17 protein-coding genes and 1 tRNA gene are annotated in these 15138 nt (G+C 59.5%); 9 read left to right on the top strand and 9 right to left on the bottom strand.

Annotated features, from left to right (window positions below; genetic code table 11):
- Window positions 1-82: 82 nt before the first annotated feature.
- Complete coding sequence (locus ACR0J2_RS03825) at window positions 83-928, bottom strand: AAA family ATPase (RefSeq protein ID WP_170610468.1); 846 nt, start codon at window positions 926-928, stop codon at window positions 83-85.
- Between the two features lie 382 nt (window positions 929-1310).
- Between ACR0J2_RS03825 and dksA the strand changes: the two genes are divergently transcribed.
- Together dksA and ACR0J2_RS03815 are read left to right on the top strand one after the other, a co-directional pair.
- Entirely contained in the window at window positions 1311-1733 is a 423-nt protein-coding gene (gene dksA, locus ACR0J2_RS03820; RefSeq protein ID WP_170610471.1) for an RNA polymerase-binding protein DksA, read from the top strand.
- A gap of 72 nt (window positions 1734-1805) precedes the next feature.
- The gene (locus ACR0J2_RS03815; protein ID WP_480811712.1) at window positions 1806-2954 is read left to right on the top strand and encodes an FAD-dependent monooxygenase; all 1149 of its coding nucleotides are present in this window, start codon (window positions 1806-1808) and stop codon (window positions 2952-2954) included.
- A 4-nt stretch (window positions 2955-2958) separates the two neighbouring features.
- Here ACR0J2_RS03815 and xth read toward each other — a convergent pair whose 3' ends face one another.
- Together xth and ACR0J2_RS03805 are read right to left on the bottom strand one after the other, a co-directional pair.
- Window positions 2959-3738, bottom strand: coding sequence for an exodeoxyribonuclease III (xth, locus tag ACR0J2_RS03810; RefSeq protein ID WP_480811711.1), 780 nt, complete (start codon window positions 3736-3738; stop codon window positions 2959-2961).
- Between the two features lie 202 nt (window positions 3739-3940).
- Window positions 3941-4264 (bottom strand): HesB/IscA family protein, encoded by a 324-nt coding sequence (locus ACR0J2_RS03805; protein WP_170677503.1) that lies wholly within the window; start codon window positions 4262-4264, stop codon window positions 3941-3943.
- Between the two features lie 76 nt (window positions 4265-4340).
- Between ACR0J2_RS03805 and ACR0J2_RS03800 the strand changes: the two genes are divergently transcribed.
- Window positions 4341-5498, top strand: coding sequence for a deoxyguanosinetriphosphate triphosphohydrolase (locus tag ACR0J2_RS03800; RefSeq protein WP_480811710.1), 1158 nt, complete (start codon window positions 4341-4343; stop codon window positions 5496-5498).
- Here ACR0J2_RS03800 and ACR0J2_RS03795 read toward each other — a convergent pair whose 3' ends face one another.
- Window positions 5499-6050: a putative pterin-binding protein gene (locus ACR0J2_RS03795; protein ID WP_480811709.1), complete on the bottom strand. Its 552-nt coding sequence runs from the start codon at window positions 6048-6050 to the stop codon at window positions 5499-5501.
- Window positions 6051-6182: 132 nt separating this feature from the next.
- Here ACR0J2_RS03795 and argS point away from each other — a divergent pair, with 132 nt between their 5' ends.
- The 6 genes from argS to ACR0J2_RS03765 all read left to right on the top strand — a co-directional run bounded on the left by argS (window position 6183) and on the right by ACR0J2_RS03765 (window position 11823).
- Window positions 6183-7928 carry an arginine--tRNA ligase gene (gene argS / locus ACR0J2_RS03790; RefSeq protein WP_480811708.1) on the top strand — a complete coding sequence of 582 codons (1746 nt, stop codon included), beginning with the start codon at window positions 6183-6185 and terminating at the stop codon, window positions 7926-7928.
- A 39-nt stretch (window positions 7929-7967) separates the two neighbouring features.
- On the top strand, window positions 7968-9080 hold the full coding sequence (locus ACR0J2_RS03785; RefSeq protein ID WP_321252473.1) for an SPOR domain-containing protein: 1113 nt from the start codon (window positions 7968-7970) through the stop codon (window positions 9078-9080).
- Window positions 9077-10084 (top strand): beta-N-acetylhexosaminidase, encoded by a 1008-nt coding sequence (gene nagZ, locus ACR0J2_RS03780; protein ID WP_480811707.1) that lies wholly within the window; start codon window positions 9077-9079, stop codon window positions 10082-10084. Before ACR0J2_RS03785 ends, nagZ begins: the two co-directional genes overlap by 4 nt.
- Window positions 10074-10868 (top strand): segregation and condensation protein A, encoded by a 795-nt coding sequence (locus tag ACR0J2_RS03775; RefSeq protein WP_170677493.1) that lies wholly within the window; start codon window positions 10074-10076, stop codon window positions 10866-10868. The genes nagZ and ACR0J2_RS03775 overlap by 11 nt, the downstream gene beginning before the upstream one ends.
- Complete coding sequence (scpB, locus tag ACR0J2_RS03770; RefSeq protein ID WP_480811706.1) at window positions 10861-11517, top strand: SMC-Scp complex subunit ScpB; 657 nt, start codon at window positions 10861-10863, stop codon at window positions 11515-11517. Before ACR0J2_RS03775 ends, scpB begins: the two co-directional genes overlap by 8 nt.
- A 63-nt stretch (window positions 11518-11580) precedes the next feature.
- Entirely contained in the window at window positions 11581-11823 is a 243-nt protein-coding gene (locus ACR0J2_RS03765) for a hypothetical protein (protein ID WP_170610500.1), read from the top strand.
- 3 nt (window positions 11824-11826) lie between these two features.
- Here ACR0J2_RS03765 and ACR0J2_RS03760 read toward each other — a convergent pair whose 3' ends face one another.
- From ACR0J2_RS03760 to ACR0J2_RS03740, 5 genes are all read right to left on the bottom strand, one after another.
- The gene (locus tag ACR0J2_RS03760; protein ID WP_480811705.1) at window positions 11827-12906 is read right to left on the bottom strand and encodes a 2'-deoxycytidine 5'-triphosphate deaminase; all 1080 of its coding nucleotides are present in this window, start codon (window positions 12904-12906) and stop codon (window positions 11827-11829) included.
- A 61-nt stretch (window positions 12907-12967) separates the two neighbouring features.
- Window positions 12968-13044, bottom strand: a tRNA-Pro gene (locus ACR0J2_RS03755).
- A gap of 61 nt (window positions 13045-13105) precedes the next feature.
- Window positions 13106-13729 carry a MerR family transcriptional regulator gene (locus ACR0J2_RS03750; protein WP_480811704.1) on the bottom strand — a complete coding sequence of 208 codons (624 nt, stop codon included), beginning with the start codon at window positions 13727-13729 and terminating at the stop codon, window positions 13106-13108.
- An 18-nt stretch (window positions 13730-13747) separates the two neighbouring features.
- Window positions 13748-14050, bottom strand: coding sequence for an integration host factor subunit alpha (ihfA, locus tag ACR0J2_RS03745; RefSeq protein WP_008755922.1), 303 nt, complete (start codon window positions 14048-14050; stop codon window positions 13748-13750).
- 96 nt (window positions 14051-14146) lie between these two features.
- Window positions 14147-15118 carry a beta-ketoacyl-ACP synthase III gene (locus tag ACR0J2_RS03740; protein ID WP_170677483.1) on the bottom strand — a complete coding sequence of 324 codons (972 nt, stop codon included), beginning with the start codon at window positions 15116-15118 and terminating at the stop codon, window positions 14147-14149.
- Between the last annotated feature and the right edge of the window lie 20 nt (window positions 15119-15138).

Raw genomic sequence — 15138 nt, 5'->3', positions numbered from 1 at the left:
CGGGGCTGGCCGGAGTTATGCTGACATCCGGTCGGACCCATGGCAACCCGCGATCACCCGATGTTCAGCCATATCGGCGGAATTACCGCTTGCTGCGCGCCATGAAAGCAAGGCGTTCGAACAAATGCACGTCCTGTTCGTTCTTAAGCAGTGCGCCATGCAGCTTGGGCAGAGCGTTGACACCATCACGCTTCAGGTCTTCGGCTGTCAGATCCTCGGCCAGAAGCAGCTTGAGCCAGTCCAGCACCTCCGAGGTCGAAGGTTTTTTCTTCAACCCCTGCGTTTCGCGGATTTCGTAGAACTGGGTCAGGGCCGTGGTCAGCAGCGCGTCCTTGATGCCTGGGTGGTGCACGTCGACGATCCGGCGCATCGTGGCCTCATCCGGAAAGCGGATGTAGTGGAAGAAGCAGCGGCGCAGGAATGCGTCGGGCAGTTCTTTTTCGTTGTTCGAGGTAATGATTACGATCGGCCGGTTTTTGGCGCGGATGGTCTCTCCGGTCTCGTAGACATGGAACTCCATCTTGTCGAGCTCCTGCAAAAGGTCGTTTGGAAACTCGATATCGGCCTTGTCGATCTCATCGATCAGCAGAACGACCTTTTCGTCCGTCTCGAATGCCTGCCACAGCTTGCCCTTGCGGATGTAGTTCGACACGTCGTGCACGCGCTCTTCGCCCAGCTGGCTGTCGCGCAGGCGGCTGACGGCATCGTATTCATATAGGCCCTGTTGCGCGCGCGTGGTCGACTTTATGTTCCATTCGATCATTCTCAGACCCAGCGCACCGGCCACCTGCTTGGCCAGTTCGGTCTTGCCAGTACCGGGCTCACCTTTGACCAGCAACGGGCGTTCAAGGGTCACAGCGGCATTGACGGCGATGTTGAGGTCGTCTGTGGCAACATATTCGGCTGTACCTTGGAAACGTGTGGTCATTGGGCCCCCGTGTCGTATCGTGCCCGTCATGGGCGGAATTTGCGCCCCTTGGGGTACAGAGGGCGGGCGGGTTTGACAACCCGCGCCGCTGCGTCCGTGCAGGCAAAATTGCAGCCCGGGAAGGCCAGGGAATTGATTCGCCCTCATCCTAAAGTTGCGCTGTTAACAAACTGCCCGGAAAAGGCCCGGAAAACTCCACAGAAAAACAAGGTTTTCCCTTGCAAAGTATCATTATTAGATACTGACATGATGACGGCGCAGCAGTCCGGGTTTTGTGTAGTGACATTCCCTGCGCCGTCGGATAAATGCTGCGCAGAGGGGGTGCCAAATGTCAGGTGAAACGACCGCGACCGACGTTTCTGGCCGTACCGAGGGAGCACAAATGAAACAGGAAGTTTTTCTGCCGGAAGATTATCGACCGGCCGAAGATGAACCGTTCATGAACGACCGCCAGCTTGAATATTTTCGACGCAAGCTGACCGATTGGAAGAATGAACTTTTAGCAGGCAGCCGCGATACCATCGAAGGGTTGCAGGGCAACACGCGTAACATCCCGGATGTCGCCGACCGCGCAAGCGAGGAAACCGACCGTGCGCTGGAACTGCGTACCCGTGATCGTCAGCGCAAGCTGGTGGCCAAGATCGACTCGGCACTGCGCCGGATTGACGAAGGCGAGTACGGGTATTGCGAGATGACGGGCGATCCGATCTCGCTCAAGCGACTGGATGCGCGTCCGATTGCGACCATGACGCTTGAGGCGCAAGAGCGTCACGAGCGCCGTGAAAAAGTCCACCGCGACGATTAACCGCCGGAATATTGCAATTCAAAAACGCCGGGGCCATTGGCTCCGGCGTTTTTTGTGCGGTAAGTCTGATTCATGAATACTCAGGGTTTGAAAATCGCGGTTGTGGGTGCGGGAATCGGCGGCCTTGCCGCCGCCTCCGCGTTGCGTCAGACCGGGGCTGATGTGGTGGTCCTTGAACAGGCCAGTGACATCAGCGAGGTCGGGGCCGGGTTGCAGATCAGTGCCAACGGCATGGTGGTGCTGAAAGCATTGGGTGCGGTGAGTGGCGCCATCGAATCTGGCCAGCGGTCCTATGGAACGGTTTTGCGTGATTATAAAACTGGCCGCTTCATCAGCCGAATACGGGAACCTTCGGCAGGTCCCACTTATTACTATCACCGGGCGGACCTGATTGAATTGCTGCTGAACTCCGCCCAGGCGGCTGGCGTGGAAATCCGTTTGAACAGCCAAGTTCAGGACATCCGGGAAGACGACGATAGTGTCGAGATCCGGATGGCAAACGGTGATCTGCTGACGGTCGATTGTCTGATCGCGGCAGATGGCGGCCGCAGCGCCATTCGTCCCTATCTGAACGGCGAAGAGATACCGGGTTTTTCCCATCAGGTTGCCTGGCGCGCGACCATCCCCTGGAGTGTTGAGCTGAGCGCACCCAAGGCGCATCTGACGATGGGGCCAGGGCAGCATGTCGTGACTTACCCCCTGCGGGATCAGAGCCTTATGAACATTGTCGCAATCGAGGAACGATCCGACTGGCAACAGGAAGACTGGCGCCTTGCGGGTGATCCGGAGGAATTGCGCCAACGGTTCTCGGATTTTGGCGGAAAAGTGCGTGAGATTCTGGGCGAAGTGCAAGAGACTTTTGTCTGGGCGCTTCACCTTCGGCCGGTTGCACGGAAATGGCAGAATGGACGCATTGCCTTGCTGGGGGATGCCGCCCATCCGACGCTTCCGTTCATGGCGCAGGGCGCCTGTCTCGCACTGGAAGATGCACTGATACTGGCGCGTTCGTTTCAGGCCGACAGTCTGGAGGATGCGCTTGGCAATTATGAAACCGCGCGCGCCACGCGCGCCAGAAAGGTTGTCGAAACGGCAACGGCCAATGCGCGCAACTTTCACCTGCGCGGGCCGATGCGCGTTGCAGCACAAATGGCACTGACCGCGATGGGGCCGCGACTGGGGCGGCGGTATGAGTGGATCTACAGTTACGACGCCACGGCGTGACGACTTACAGATCGAAATCGACCCAGACCGGAACGTGGTCGGATGGTTTTTCCTGTCCGCGAACCTCGGCATCGATCCGGCAATCGCGCATCAGGTCGGCCGCTTGAGGGGTCAGCAGAAAATGATCAATGCGAATGCCGTCATTCTTGTTCCAGGCTCCGGCCTGATAATCCCAGAATGAATAGTGGCCCGGCCCCTGCGTGCGTGCCCGAAAGGCCTCGGTAAACCCAAGGTTCAGGATCTTGCGAAACGCCGCACGGCTGTCCGGGCGAAACAGGGCGTCCTCGCGCCAGGCGTCCGGACGTTTGGCATCTTCGGCCTGAGGAATGATGTTGTAGTCACCGGCCATCAAGGCGGGCTCTTCACTGGCCAGCAGATCTTTGGCCCGCTCATAAAGCCGGTCCATCCACGCCAGTTTGTAATCGTATTTCGGTCCCGGAACGGGATTGCCGTTCGGCAGATACAAACCGCAAATGCGCAGGGCCTTTTTTCCGACGACAGTCGCCTCGATCCAGCGTGCCTGTTCATCCGCATCATCGCCCGGCAATCCGCGGGTCACGTCCTCAAGCGGCAACTTGGACAGGATGGCCACGCCATTGAAACTTTTCTGGCCGTGGGTCTCGACGTTGTATCCCCGCTCTTCGAACATTTCCCTTGGGAAATTCTCGTCTACCGATTTGATTTCCTGAAGAAGCACCACATCCGGTTGCGCATCGTCCAGCCACCGGGGCAGCGCTTCGGCCCGCGCCTTGATGCCATTGATGTTGAATGTGGCGATTTTCATGCGCGGTCCTCCGTGGCTTTGGGCAACCTATCGCCCAGAAAAGGCCCTGCGGCAAGATCATGGGCGGATTTGCGAGGCTCGGCCTCGCCGTTCGAGGTTCTTTTGACAGAAGCAGAGCAGGGACCATGCTTCTTTTGTTTGCAAACGCCTTGGGGGGGGGCGGGTCTTTCCCGGGGTGGGGGTAGAGCCCCCATTTCAGTCGCTACATTGAGAAAGATGTGCCGCAGCCACAGGAGGACGTGGCATTGGGATTATCAATCACAAACCGCGCCCCGATCAGTTCCTGCGAGAAATCGATCACCGCATTTTCAAGAAACGGCAACGAGACCGAGTCCACAATGACCTTCTGACCTTTTCCTTCCAGAACAAGGTCATCCTCTTTCGGGATATCCAGCGCGATTTCGTATTGAAAACCGGAACATCCGCCGCCTTCCACTGCAACGCGCAGGGCCTGACCCTGATCTGCCGCGCCGATTTCGGCCAGGCGATCAAAAGCGCGTTCTGTAACTGTCGGAGGCAGATTCATGCCGGGCTCCAAAGGTTTATTTCCGCATTACCTTACAATATAGAAATTGCAAGGACAGGCGACAAGGACAAGACTATTGGAGCGAGCGTGTTTTGCCTCGGATCCGGGCCGCGCAAGGGGGCGGCTAGTTCCCGAGGAGGAAAGCAGTTTCCGGTCATGCTTTCAGCGCGACCGCGACAGGATCATTCATGCCAGCGCATTTCGGCGGCTCAAACACAAGACGCAGGTGTTTGTCGAGCATGAGGGTGACAGCTATCGCACGCGCCTGACCCATTCCATCGAAGTCGCTCAGGTCGCGCGCACGATTGCTGGCGCGTTGCGGTTGAATCCCGAACTGACCGAGGCCGTCGCGCTGGCCCATGACCTGGGGCATACACCGTTCGGGCACACCGGCGAGGACGCGTTGCACGCTTTGATGAAACCCTATGGCGGCTTTGATCATAACGCCCAAGCCATTCGGATCGTCACGAGGCTGGAGCGTCATTATGCCGAGTTTGATGGTTGCAACCTGACCTGGGAATGTTTGGAAGGCATCGCAAAGCACAACGGCCCGGTTGTCGGTGAACTGCCGTGGGCACTGGCGGAATGCAATCAAGGTTTCGATCTTGAACTGCACACACATGCAAGTGCCGAGGCGCAGGTTGCAGCGCTGTCGGATGACATTGCCTATAACAACCACGACCTGCTGGATGGCTTGCGCGCAGGTTTGTTTTCGGACGATGAAATCCTGCAACTTCCTATCGTCGGCGATTGCTACTCGGAAGTGGATCAAAAATACCCGGGTCTGGACGCGTACCGTCGTCGGCATGAAGCGCTTCGGCGGGTCTTTGGTGTTATGGTCGCTGATGTCATCGACACATCAACCAAACTGATTGCAGCTTCCGGCGCGCAATCGGTCGAGGATATCCGCAACCTTGGCTATCCGGTTGTGCGGTTCTCGGACGACTTGTGGGCGCGGCTCCGGGAAATCCGGGCCTTGTTGTTTTCGCGCATGTATCGCGCGCCCAGCGTCATGAAAGTGCGGGCCGAGGTCGGAAAAGTTGTTGAGGAACTTTTCCCCATCTACCTGAGCGACCCGAAACAGATGCCCGCGCGCTGGCACGAGGACATCGAAGCCGCCCAAGGTGAAACCGCGTTGGCGCGCATAGTCTCGGACTATATCGCCGGTATGACGGACCGGTTCGCCTTGCAGGATCACGCAAGGCTGACCGGTGTTTCAGCTACGAAGGACTGACTACTCGACCCCGATATAGGCCAGCGCCCAGACTTGTTGCCCGGATTGTGTCTGGGCTAGGTCGGCGTCATCGGTGGGCGGAAAAACGATCATGGTGGGGCCATATCCGCCGATCCCCATTGGTGCGCCATCTGCGTGGGTTGCAACAATGGGCTTGTGGGCGACGATGCTGTCCCACGCAATTTCGGCTTGATAGCCGTCCATGGCCATGGGCCTTGCTGTTTTGCCTTCCGCGCCTGCCATTTTCATCACGTCCGACAGAAGTGGCCCGGAAAAGGCAATCTCTCGCTTGTTGCCTTCGCGGCCATAGGTGATTGAAATCTCGGTCTGTTCCAGCGCATCCAGCATTGCGGCATCAAAACCTGCGCCGCCATCGTGCTGAACCTCGAGGTATCCCAGCAATCCGCCGTCATTTTCGCTGCGCGCGGGCAGGTTTGTCTGGGATACCGCACCGCCCAGGGTCAGCAACACGTGGCCTTGGGGCGAAGGCATATCCGCCCAAACCGGCAGGGATGTTGTCAGCAGCAGGGCAAGGGGCAGGGCAAGGCGCATAATTGGTACTCCTGTTGGTGGTTTTTGCCGACATTAGCCCGGTTCACGTCTAAACCAAGCCTAAACTGATCGCTTCCATTGACCTTGCCGCTTTGCGTGGTAAACCGCCGGGCAAGCAAAAGGACATCCGAAATGAACCTGTTTTCCGAGATCCGCGGCCTCGTTCTGGACGCGCTGGCACAGATGCAGTCCGAAGGCGCTTTGCCAGAAGGGCTGAGCTTTGACAACGTGGCCGTCGAGCCGCCGCGTGACGCCGCGCATGGCGACATGGCGACGAATGCAGCGATGGTGTTGGCGAAGCCAGCCAAGATGAAGCCGCGCGACATTGCCGATGTGCTGGCCGGGAAACTGGCGGCGGATGACCGGATCACAAGTGCCGAGGTCGCCGGGCCGGGCTTCCTGAACCTGCGGCTGGCTCCCGCTGTCTGGCAGGGCGTTCTGGCTGCCGTGCTGGAAAAGGGCACAGACTATGGCCGTTCGACCATGGGTCACGGGCAGAAAGTGAACGTGGAATACGTGTCCGCAAACCCCACCGGTCCGCTGCACGTGGGCCATACGCGGGGCGCGGTATTCGGTGACGCTCTGGCAAGCTTGCTGGCCTACTCGGGTCATGATGTGACGCGTGAGTATTACATCAACGACGGCGGCGCGCAGGTCGATGTGCTGGCGCGGTCTGCCTACGAGCGGTATCGCGAGGCCAACGGACTGAGCCCCGAGATCGCCGAAGGGCTGTACCCCGGGGATTACCTGATCCCGATTGGTGAGGCGCTGAAAGAGAAATACGGTGACAGCCTGATCGACAAGCCGGAAAGCGAATGGCTGGAAGAACTGCGCGAGTTCGCAACCGATGCGATGATGGATTTGATCCGGGCCGATCTGAAGGCGCTGGGCGTCGAAATGGACGTGTTCTTCTCCGAAAAGTCGCTCTACGGCACGGGCCGGATCGAGGCGGCGCTGCAATCGCTGACTGACAAGGGCCTGATCTACGAAGGCGTACTTGAGCCGCCCAAGGGCAAAAAGCCCGAGGATTGGGAACCGCGCGAGCAGACCCTGTTCAAGTCGACCGAGCATGGCGACGACGTCGATCGCCCGGTCAAGAAATCGGACGGCAGCTGGACCTATTTCGCCCCGGATATCGCCTATCACTATGACAAGGTGACCCGCGGTTTTGATGCGCTGATCGACGTGTTCGGTGCCGACCACGGTGGCTATGTCAAGCGGATGAAGGCGGCTGTGTCGGCGCTGTCCGACGGCAAAGTGCCGCTGGATATCAAGCTGACCCAGTTGGTGAAACTGTGGAAGAATGGCGAGCCGTTCAAGATGTCAAAACGGGCAGGGAACTTTGTCACCCTGCGCGATGTGGTTGATCAGGTGGGGCCAGACGTGACCCGCTTTGTGATGCTGACCCGCAAGAACGACGCGCCGTTGGATTTCGATTTCGACAAGGTGCTGGAACAGAGCCGCGAGAACCCCGTGTTCTACGTCCAATACGCCCATGCCCGGGTCATGAGCGTGCTGCGCCGCGCAGCCGAGGCGGCGATTGCCACGGATGACGCGACCCTTGCCGGGGCGGATTTGGGCAAGAACGACCATGCCTCTGAACTGACGGTCGCCAAAAAACTGGCCGAATGGCCGCGTCTGGTGGAAATCGCCGCGCGTACCAACGAGCCGCACCGGGTTGCCTTCTACCTGTACGAGCTTGCGGGCGACTTCCACGCGCTGTGGAACAAAGGCAATGACGAAACCCAACTGCGCTTTATCCAGGATGGCGATGTTGCCACAAGCCAGTCGAAAATCGCTTTGGCCCGGGCCGTTTCTGTTGTGATTTCAGCGGGCTTGGGTATTCTTGGCGTCACTCCGGCGCAGGAGATGCGGTAACCAACACCGCCCGAACCGCCGGATCGAGGCAGACAAGAAATGACCCGCGCGCCACGTATTAAGGCGCATTCGGGCGGTGAGGCGGAAATGACGAGTTACGATTACTCGGGGCAGTCAGGCCCCGGGCACATGCATTACACGAATCAGGCGCATCCCGAAGATGGCTATGATTTTTCCGACGACATGCAGGACTATGATGCCCCGCACAGTGCGGTTGGACTGGGCCGGATCGTCAATGTGCTTGGTGCGGTCGCCTCTCTGGCGCTGGTCGCCGGTGTCGCTGTCTGGGGTTACAAACTGATCATGCGCGATGTCAGCGGGGTCCCGGTGGTGCGCGCTGTCGAAGGACCGATGCGTATCCAGCCGGAAAACCCGGGTGGAACACCCGCCGATCACCAGGGGCTTGCTGTGAACGCAGTTGCCGCGCAAGGCTCGGCCGCCGCGCCGGCTGATCGCCTGATCCTTGCACCGCGTCCGGTTTCATTGGCGGACGAGGATGCTCCGATGGGCACCTTGAAGCCGACAAAGGCCGTACACCACATCGAAGAGCCGATCTCGGATCAAGAGGCCGCGCGGTTGCGGCAGGGCGCAGTTGACGCGCTGGTTGCCGAGCTGGCCCAGGAAGCTGCCAGTCCCGGTCAGGTGGAAGAGGAAGGCGTGCAATTGGCCTCGCTGTCCACGCTAGATGACGAGCCCGCCATTGATCCGGCCGATCTGGCCGCACAATTGCCGGATCCAGAACTGGCGGTTCTGCCCGGCGTTCGCAGATCTCTGCGTCCGGTGGTGAGACCAGCACGCGCGGTGCATCGCGGTGTGCCTGCGGACAGCCAGACCGAAGCCGCAATCAATGCCGCCGTCAAAGCGGCGGTCGGGTTGGATGTTGATCCGAATGCGCTGCCGAAGGGTACCCGGATGGCCCAGCTGGGGGCCTACGAAAGCGTTGAAGTCGCGCAGGCAGAATGGGGCCGGATGAGCGGTCGCTTTGATGAGTATATGGATGGAAAGCAAAGGGTTATCCAGAAAACCTCAAGTGGTGGCCGGACATTCTATCGACTGCGCGTTCTGGGCTTCGATGATCTGAGCGACTCGCGTCAGTTCTGCGCGGCGCTCCAGGCACAGGGGGCTGACTGCATCCCGGTTGCAGTACGGTGACATTTGGTGCCGCGATCACCGATGCCGAAGGCCTGCGTCTGACACCTGATGAAAAGAGCCTGTTCCGTCAGATGAACCCGTTCGGGTTCATTCTGTTTGCCCGCAACATCGACACCGCAGATCAGATCCGCGCCCTGTGCGATGATTTCCGCGAGGCGGTGGGCCGCAACTGCCCCATCACCATCGATCAGGAAGGCGGGCGGGTTCAGCGCTTGCGCTCGCCTTTGGCAAGGGAATGGATGTCCCCACTGGACCACGCCAGTCGCGCTGGCGATCAGGCCGAACGCGCCATGTACCTGCGCTATCGTCTGATTGCGAATGAACTGTTCGAGTTGGGGATCGACAGCAATTGCGCCCCAATGGTTGACCTGGCCCGCGACGAAACGCATCCATTTCTGAAGAACCGCTGCTACGGCACTGACCCCGCATCGGTTTCCAAAATTGGTAAAGCCGTGGCTCAGGGGCATCTGGACGGTGGTGTCCTGCCGGTTATCAAGCATATGCCGGGGCATGGTCTGTCGACATTGGACAGCCACCATGACCTGCCGCATGTGGATCTGGCTCAGGACGAGTTGGCACAGGCCGACTTTGCACCGTTTCGCGCCCTTAACGACCTGCCAATGGGGATGACCGCGCATCTGGTCTACGACCGGATCGATCCACAACCGGCAACGATTTCGCCGACGATGATTGCGTTGATCCGCGACAAGATCGGTTTTGATGGCCTGATCATGACCGACGATATCTCGATGAAGGCGCTCAGCGGCGCGCCCGAAGAAATTGCCGGTCAGGCACTGGCCGCAGGGTGCGATGTGGTTCTGCACTGCAACGGGTCTTTCGAAGCCCGCGCCAGTGTGCTTGAAGCTGCCGGAGAGATGACCGGGCAGGCGCAAACCCGCGCTGAACGGGCGCTGGCGATGCGCAAACCCCCTCGGGAACTTGACATCCCCGCGGCCGAGGCGGAACTATCTGCCCTAATGGGCGGGCAGGTGTATGAACGATAACCTTTTCAGCGAAGACCCGGTTTCGGTCGCGGACCGGCTGGCAGCCGAGGCGCTGATCGTTGACGTCGACGGGTTCGAAGGCCCGTTGGATGTCCTGCTGACCCTGTCGCGGACGCAAAAGGTCGATCTGCGCAAAATCTCGGTCCTGGCGCTGGCGCAGCAATATCTGGCCTTCGTCGAAAAAGCCCGTGCGCTGCGGATCGAACTGGCTGCCGATTATCTGGTCATGGCCGCCTGGCTGGCGTTTCTGAAATCTCGTCTGTTGTTGCCCCCTGACCCGGATGATGAAGGCCCCTCGGGCGAGGAACTGGCCGCCCATCTGGCGTTCCAGCTGGAGCGTCTGCAGGCCATGCGCGACGCGGCCGCGCGTCTGATGGCGCGCGACCAGCTTGGGCGCGACTTTTTCAAACGCGGGCAGGGCGAGGATGTCACCCGCATCCGCACCGTGACGTATTCAGCGACGCTGCTGGATCTGATGCAGGGCTATGCGCGTATCCGGACGCGCGACGAGTTCCGCCCGTTTGTGATGGACCGCGACGCCGTGTTTACCATGGAGCAGGCGCTTGAACGGATGCGTCCGCTGATCGGGTTCGCGGGCACCTGGACAGATATGGAGACCTATCTGCCCGAGGGCTGGAATGCCGACCCGATGCGGCGGCGCTCGGCCACGGCGGCGACGTTTGCAGCCTCGCTGGAACTGGTGAAAGAAGGACATATGGAGATCAAGCAGAGCGAAACCTTTGCTCCGATCCATCTGCGCAAGAGGACTGACACTCGTGACTGACGCTCCCGAAGACGAAGGCACCGGCACCCTGTTCGAAGCGCCGCCCCTGGCAGAACAGGAACGTATGGTCGAAGCCGTGCTTTTCGCCAGTGCCGAGCCGGTGACGATCGCCGATCTTGAGGCGCGCATGCCTCATGGCAGCAACGCCGCGCAAGCTGTTGAATTGTTGCAGAAACGTTATGAGGGGCGGGGCGTGCGCGTGGTCCGGGTGGGCGAAGCCTGGGCGATCCGTACCGCCCCCGATCTGGGTTTTCTGATGCAGAAGGAAACGGTCGAGACCCGCAAACTCAGCCGTGCCGCGATTGAGACGCTGGCCATTGTCGCCTATCACCAACCCTGTACCCGCGCCGAGATCGAGGAAATTCGCGGCGTTTCGGTATCACGCGGAACCATCGACCAGTTGCTGGAAATGGAGTGGATCAGGCTGGGCCGCCGCCGTATGACACCGGGTCGGCCGGTGACATTTGTTGTGACACCGGAGTTTCTGGATCATTTCGGGCTTGAGAATGCCCGCGATCTGCCGGGCCTCAAGGAATTGCGCGCCGCCGGTCTGCTCGAGAACAGGCCCCCTCCGGGCACGATCCCGCTGGGTGAAGGGCGCGAAGAAGAGACGGACGACGAGCAGACCGAGCTGTTCGAGGGCGAATAGGCAGGACGCCCATTTGTTGCCGCATGGATCGACTAGATTAAGGGCAGAAAACGGAGTTGAGCAATGAATGCAAATCGGATCATCGACATGATCGTGCGTCAGGTCATGCGCCGGCTTGTCACGCGGGGCGTGGACATGAGCTTTGACATGGCCGACCGGATGACCCGCAAGCCCGGGCAGACAAATGATGCGCCCCGCGACCCGGAGGCCGACCGTCACATGCAGGAAAGCGCCAATCGGCAGGCGCAGGGCATGAAGCAGGCTCAGCGTATGACCCGGCAGATGCGCCGGTTCATGAAGTTCTGACCGTTAGCCGGCTGCTTTGAAATGCTTGGACAGTTTCAACCCCTGTCCCTGATAGTTCGAAGCGATCCCGGCGCCGTATAGCTGCGTTGGCATCTCGGACATCTTTTCGTACACCAAACGCCCGACGACCTGCCCGTGTTCCAGAACAAAGGGCGCTTCGTGGCAACGCACTTCAAGAACGCCGCGCGACCCTTCGCCACCGGCGGCAGCATGGCCGAAACCCGGATCGAAGAAGCCGGCATAGTGTACGCGAAACTCTCCGACCATCGCCAGGTATGGGGCCATTTCAGCGGCGTACATAGGTGGGATATGAACCGCCTCGCGACTGACGAGGATGTAGAATGCGCCCGGATCAAGGATGATGCAGCCATTTCGGGTCCGCACTTCTTCCCAGTAATCCTGCGGGTCATATTCACCGATGCGATCCAGATCAATCACGCCGGTATGGGGTTTGGCCCGATACCCAACCAGATCAGTATCCGGCAATTGCAGATCGACCGAGAAACCCAGCCCGTCCTGAATCACCGCAGGGCCATCGACCAGCGGCGATTCAGCGTGCAGTGCAGTCAACTCCGCGTCGCTCAGCATGGCCTGACCCTGACGGAAGCGGATCTGGTTCAGGCGCATCCCCGGACGAACAAGAACCGAGAACGACCGGGGGCAAATCTCCGCATAAAGCGGGCCGGAATACCCCTTCGGAACCCGGTCGAACTCCGTGCCTTCGTCGGTGATGGTTCGGGTCAGCAAGTCCAACCGCCCGGTCGAGCTTTTGGCGTTGGCGACGGCGCTGGTGTCGGCAGGCAGGACCAGCGCCTCCATCAGCGGCACCAGATAGACGCATCCCTTTTCCAGAACGGCACCGTCGGTAATGTCGATCTGATGCATCTCGAACTCGGCCAGACGATCCGCGACTGTGCGTCCTTCACCCGCGAGGAACGAAGCGCGCACCCGGTAAGCCATTGTTCCAAAACGCAAATCCAGGCTGGCAGGTTGGATTTGCGCCGGCAGGACATGGGGGTTGGCGGTAATCTCACCGCGCGCAATCATTGCCTCGATCTGCTGGTTCGGGCATACGCCTGTCATTCCGATCCCCCCTGATGCCAGAGCGGGATCTGGCCTGTCTGCCATAAACGTCGGTGTGATTTGGTCGGGCTAGCAGGACTCGAACCTGCGACCTTCCGTCCCCCAGACGGACGCGCTACCAGGCTGCGCCATAGCCCGACGTTGAGGTGTTCATAAAGACTTTCCCGGCAGGGGCAAGAGGAAATCATCGCCTTTTTTCTTATCCTGCCGATCGGTTTTCTATTCTGTTCAACAGTGCGCGCAGTTCATTTGCGACAGGGGCGATTTGCTTCAGCAGGTCCTCGTCAAACTCGGTCCTGTTCCAGGCTTGCGATGCGATTCCGCCCAGCAACGGTGCCTCATCCAGATATTCAGGTTCAGCTTTTCTGGCAGCTTCCGAGCCGTTTGTTGCCGGGGCTTCCGCCGCTTCGGGCCGGGCCGAAACTTCCGGGGTAACGGAATCGCCGTCGCCCAGATCAAGATCAATCTGACCGGATGTCGGGACAGGCGGGGCTGTGAACGGAACGACGGTGTCGTTCTGTGTGACCACATCCGCCTCGGCCGCATCCTCGAGCGGCTGAGACAGCGAGGCCACATGCGCGACACCCTGTTCGCGCAGGATACGCTGAACACCTTTGATGGTGGTTCCATCTTCGTGCAGAAGCTTCTTGATGCCACCCAGCAGCCGCATGTCATTGGGGCGGTAATACCTGCGGCCACCAGCACGTTTGACAGGTTTGACCTGCGTGAAGCGGCTTTCCCAGAACCGCAAAACATGAGCCTGAACGCCCAACCAGTCCGCAACTTCACTGATGGTGCGAAACGCGTCGGGGGACTTGCTCATAATCGTGGCGCCCTGAACTTACTTGCGATTCCCTGCGGCGACGCGATCTTTCATCAGATGCGACGGACGGAAAGTCAGCACGCGGCGCGGCTGAATGGGAACCTCTTCACCGGTTTTGGGGTTGCGGCCGATACGGGCGGTTTTGTCGCGAACGCTGAATGTACCGAAAGATGAAATCTTCACCTGTTCGCCACGTACCAGTGCGTCGGACATGTGGTTCAGCACGCTTTCGACCAGCTGCGCGCTTTCATTGCGTGAAAGGCCAACTTCACGAAAGACGGCCTCGCTCAGATCCATTCGGGTCAGTGTTTTGTCGCCCATGCCATTTCCCCTGTTGATAACAAAGCATAGGGGTAGGGCAAATTCGCTGTCAATATCAATGAATTGCAAGCGGACATGTAAGCCGAATTGCGCCTGTTACCAGCGTAGGACTACAGCACCCCAGGCGAGACCGCCGCCAATTGCTTCGGTAACGATCAGGTCACCGGGTTTGATTTGGCCACGCTTCTTGCCGACCGACAGGGCCAGGGGAATCGAGGCTGCAGATGTGTTTCCATGATCCTGAACTGTGACAACGACATTTTCCATGGGCAATCCCATCTTCTTGGCCGTGCCCTGAATGATGCGGATATTGGCCTGATGCGGGACGATCCAGTCCACGTCGGCACTGCCAAGGCCGGCTCGTTCAAGCGCGGTGTTCGCTGTTCCGGCCAGCTTTTCGACGGCATGGCGGAACACCTGATTGCCTTGCATCCGCAAATGGCCGGTCGATTGGGTGGATACACCACCATCGACATAGAGCAGATCCTTGTAGCGCCCGTCCGAGTTCAGGTCGGTCGCCAGAATTCCACGGTCCTGCGCCGTGCCTTCACCTTCCTGTGCCTCAAGTATCAGCGCACCGGCGCCATCTCCGAACAGCACACAGGTCGACCGGTCGGTCCAGTCCATGATTCGCGAAAACGTCTCGGCGCCGATCACCATAACCCGCTTTGCCTGACCGGCCAGGATCAACGCGTTCGCATTGCCGAGCGCAAAAACAAAGCCGGCGCAAACAGCCTGCACATCGAAAGCAAAACCACGGGTCATGCCCAGTCCGGCCTGCACCATTGTAGCAGCGGACGGGAAGGTCAGATCGGCGGTCGAGGTCGCCAGAACAATGGCATCGATATCATCAGCGGTCAGACCGGCATCTTCCAGCGCAGCAGTTGCTGCCTTGATGGCCAGATCGGATGTCGTCTCATCATCGGCGGCAAAGTGACGGCGTTCGATTCCGGAACGGGTTCGAATCCACTCATCCGTTGTATCCAGCGTTTTTTCGAATTCAGAGTTCGGGACCACGCGTTCCGGCAAATAATGCCCGATACCAACTACAACTGAACGGCCTGCCATTTTGTAGGTACTGCCTTTTT

This window comes from Ruegeria sp. CG4 (assembly GCF_056537185.1).
The sequence above is the reverse complement of the archived record's forward strand: the minus strand, read 5'-3'. Positions and strand labels throughout refer to the sequence as shown.

Coding starts and splice junctions, on each gene's coding strand:
- ACR0J2_RS03825 (WP_170610468.1), bottom strand. CDS start 928: ATGACCACACGTTTCCAAGGTACAGCCGAATATGTTGCCACAGACGAC.
- dksA (WP_170610471.1), top strand. CDS start 1,311: ATGAAACAGGAAGTTTTTCTGCCGGAAGATTATCGACCGGCCGAAGAT.
- ACR0J2_RS03815 (WP_480811712.1), top strand. CDS start 1,806: ATGAATACTCAGGGTTTGAAAATCGCGGTTGTGGGTGCGGGAATCGGC.
- xth (WP_480811711.1), bottom strand. CDS start 3,738: ATGAAAATCGCCACATTCAACATCAATGGCATCAAGGCGCGGGCCGAA.
- ACR0J2_RS03805 (WP_170677503.1), bottom strand. CDS start 4,264: ATGAATCTGCCTCCGACAGTTACAGAACGCGCTTTTGATCGCCTGGCC.
- ACR0J2_RS03795 (WP_480811709.1), bottom strand. CDS start 6,050: ATGCGCCTTGCCCTGCCCCTTGCCCTGCTGCTGACAACATCCCTGCCG.
- argS (WP_480811708.1), top strand. CDS start 6,183: ATGAACCTGTTTTCCGAGATCCGCGGCCTCGTTCTGGACGCGCTGGCA.
- ACR0J2_RS03785 (WP_321252473.1), top strand. CDS start 7,968: ATGACCCGCGCGCCACGTATTAAGGCGCATTCGGGCGGTGAGGCGGAA.
- ACR0J2_RS03775 (WP_170677493.1), top strand. CDS start 10,074: ATGAACGATAACCTTTTCAGCGAAGACCCGGTTTCGGTCGCGGACCGG.
- ACR0J2_RS03765 (WP_170610500.1), top strand. CDS start 11,581: ATGAATGCAAATCGGATCATCGACATGATCGTGCGTCAGGTCATGCGC.
- ACR0J2_RS03760 (WP_480811705.1), bottom strand. CDS start 12,906: ATGACAGGCGTATGCCCGAACCAGCAGATCGAGGCAATGATTGCGCGC.
- ACR0J2_RS03750 (WP_480811704.1), bottom strand. CDS start 13,729: ATGAGCAAGTCCCCCGACGCGTTTCGCACCATCAGTGAAGTTGCGGAC.
- ihfA (WP_008755922.1), bottom strand. CDS start 14,050: ATGGGCGACAAAACACTGACCCGAATGGATCTGAGCGAGGCCGTCTTT.
- ACR0J2_RS03740 (WP_170677483.1), bottom strand. CDS start 15,118: ATGGCAGGCCGTTCAGTTGTAGTTGGTATCGGGCATTATTTGCCGGAA.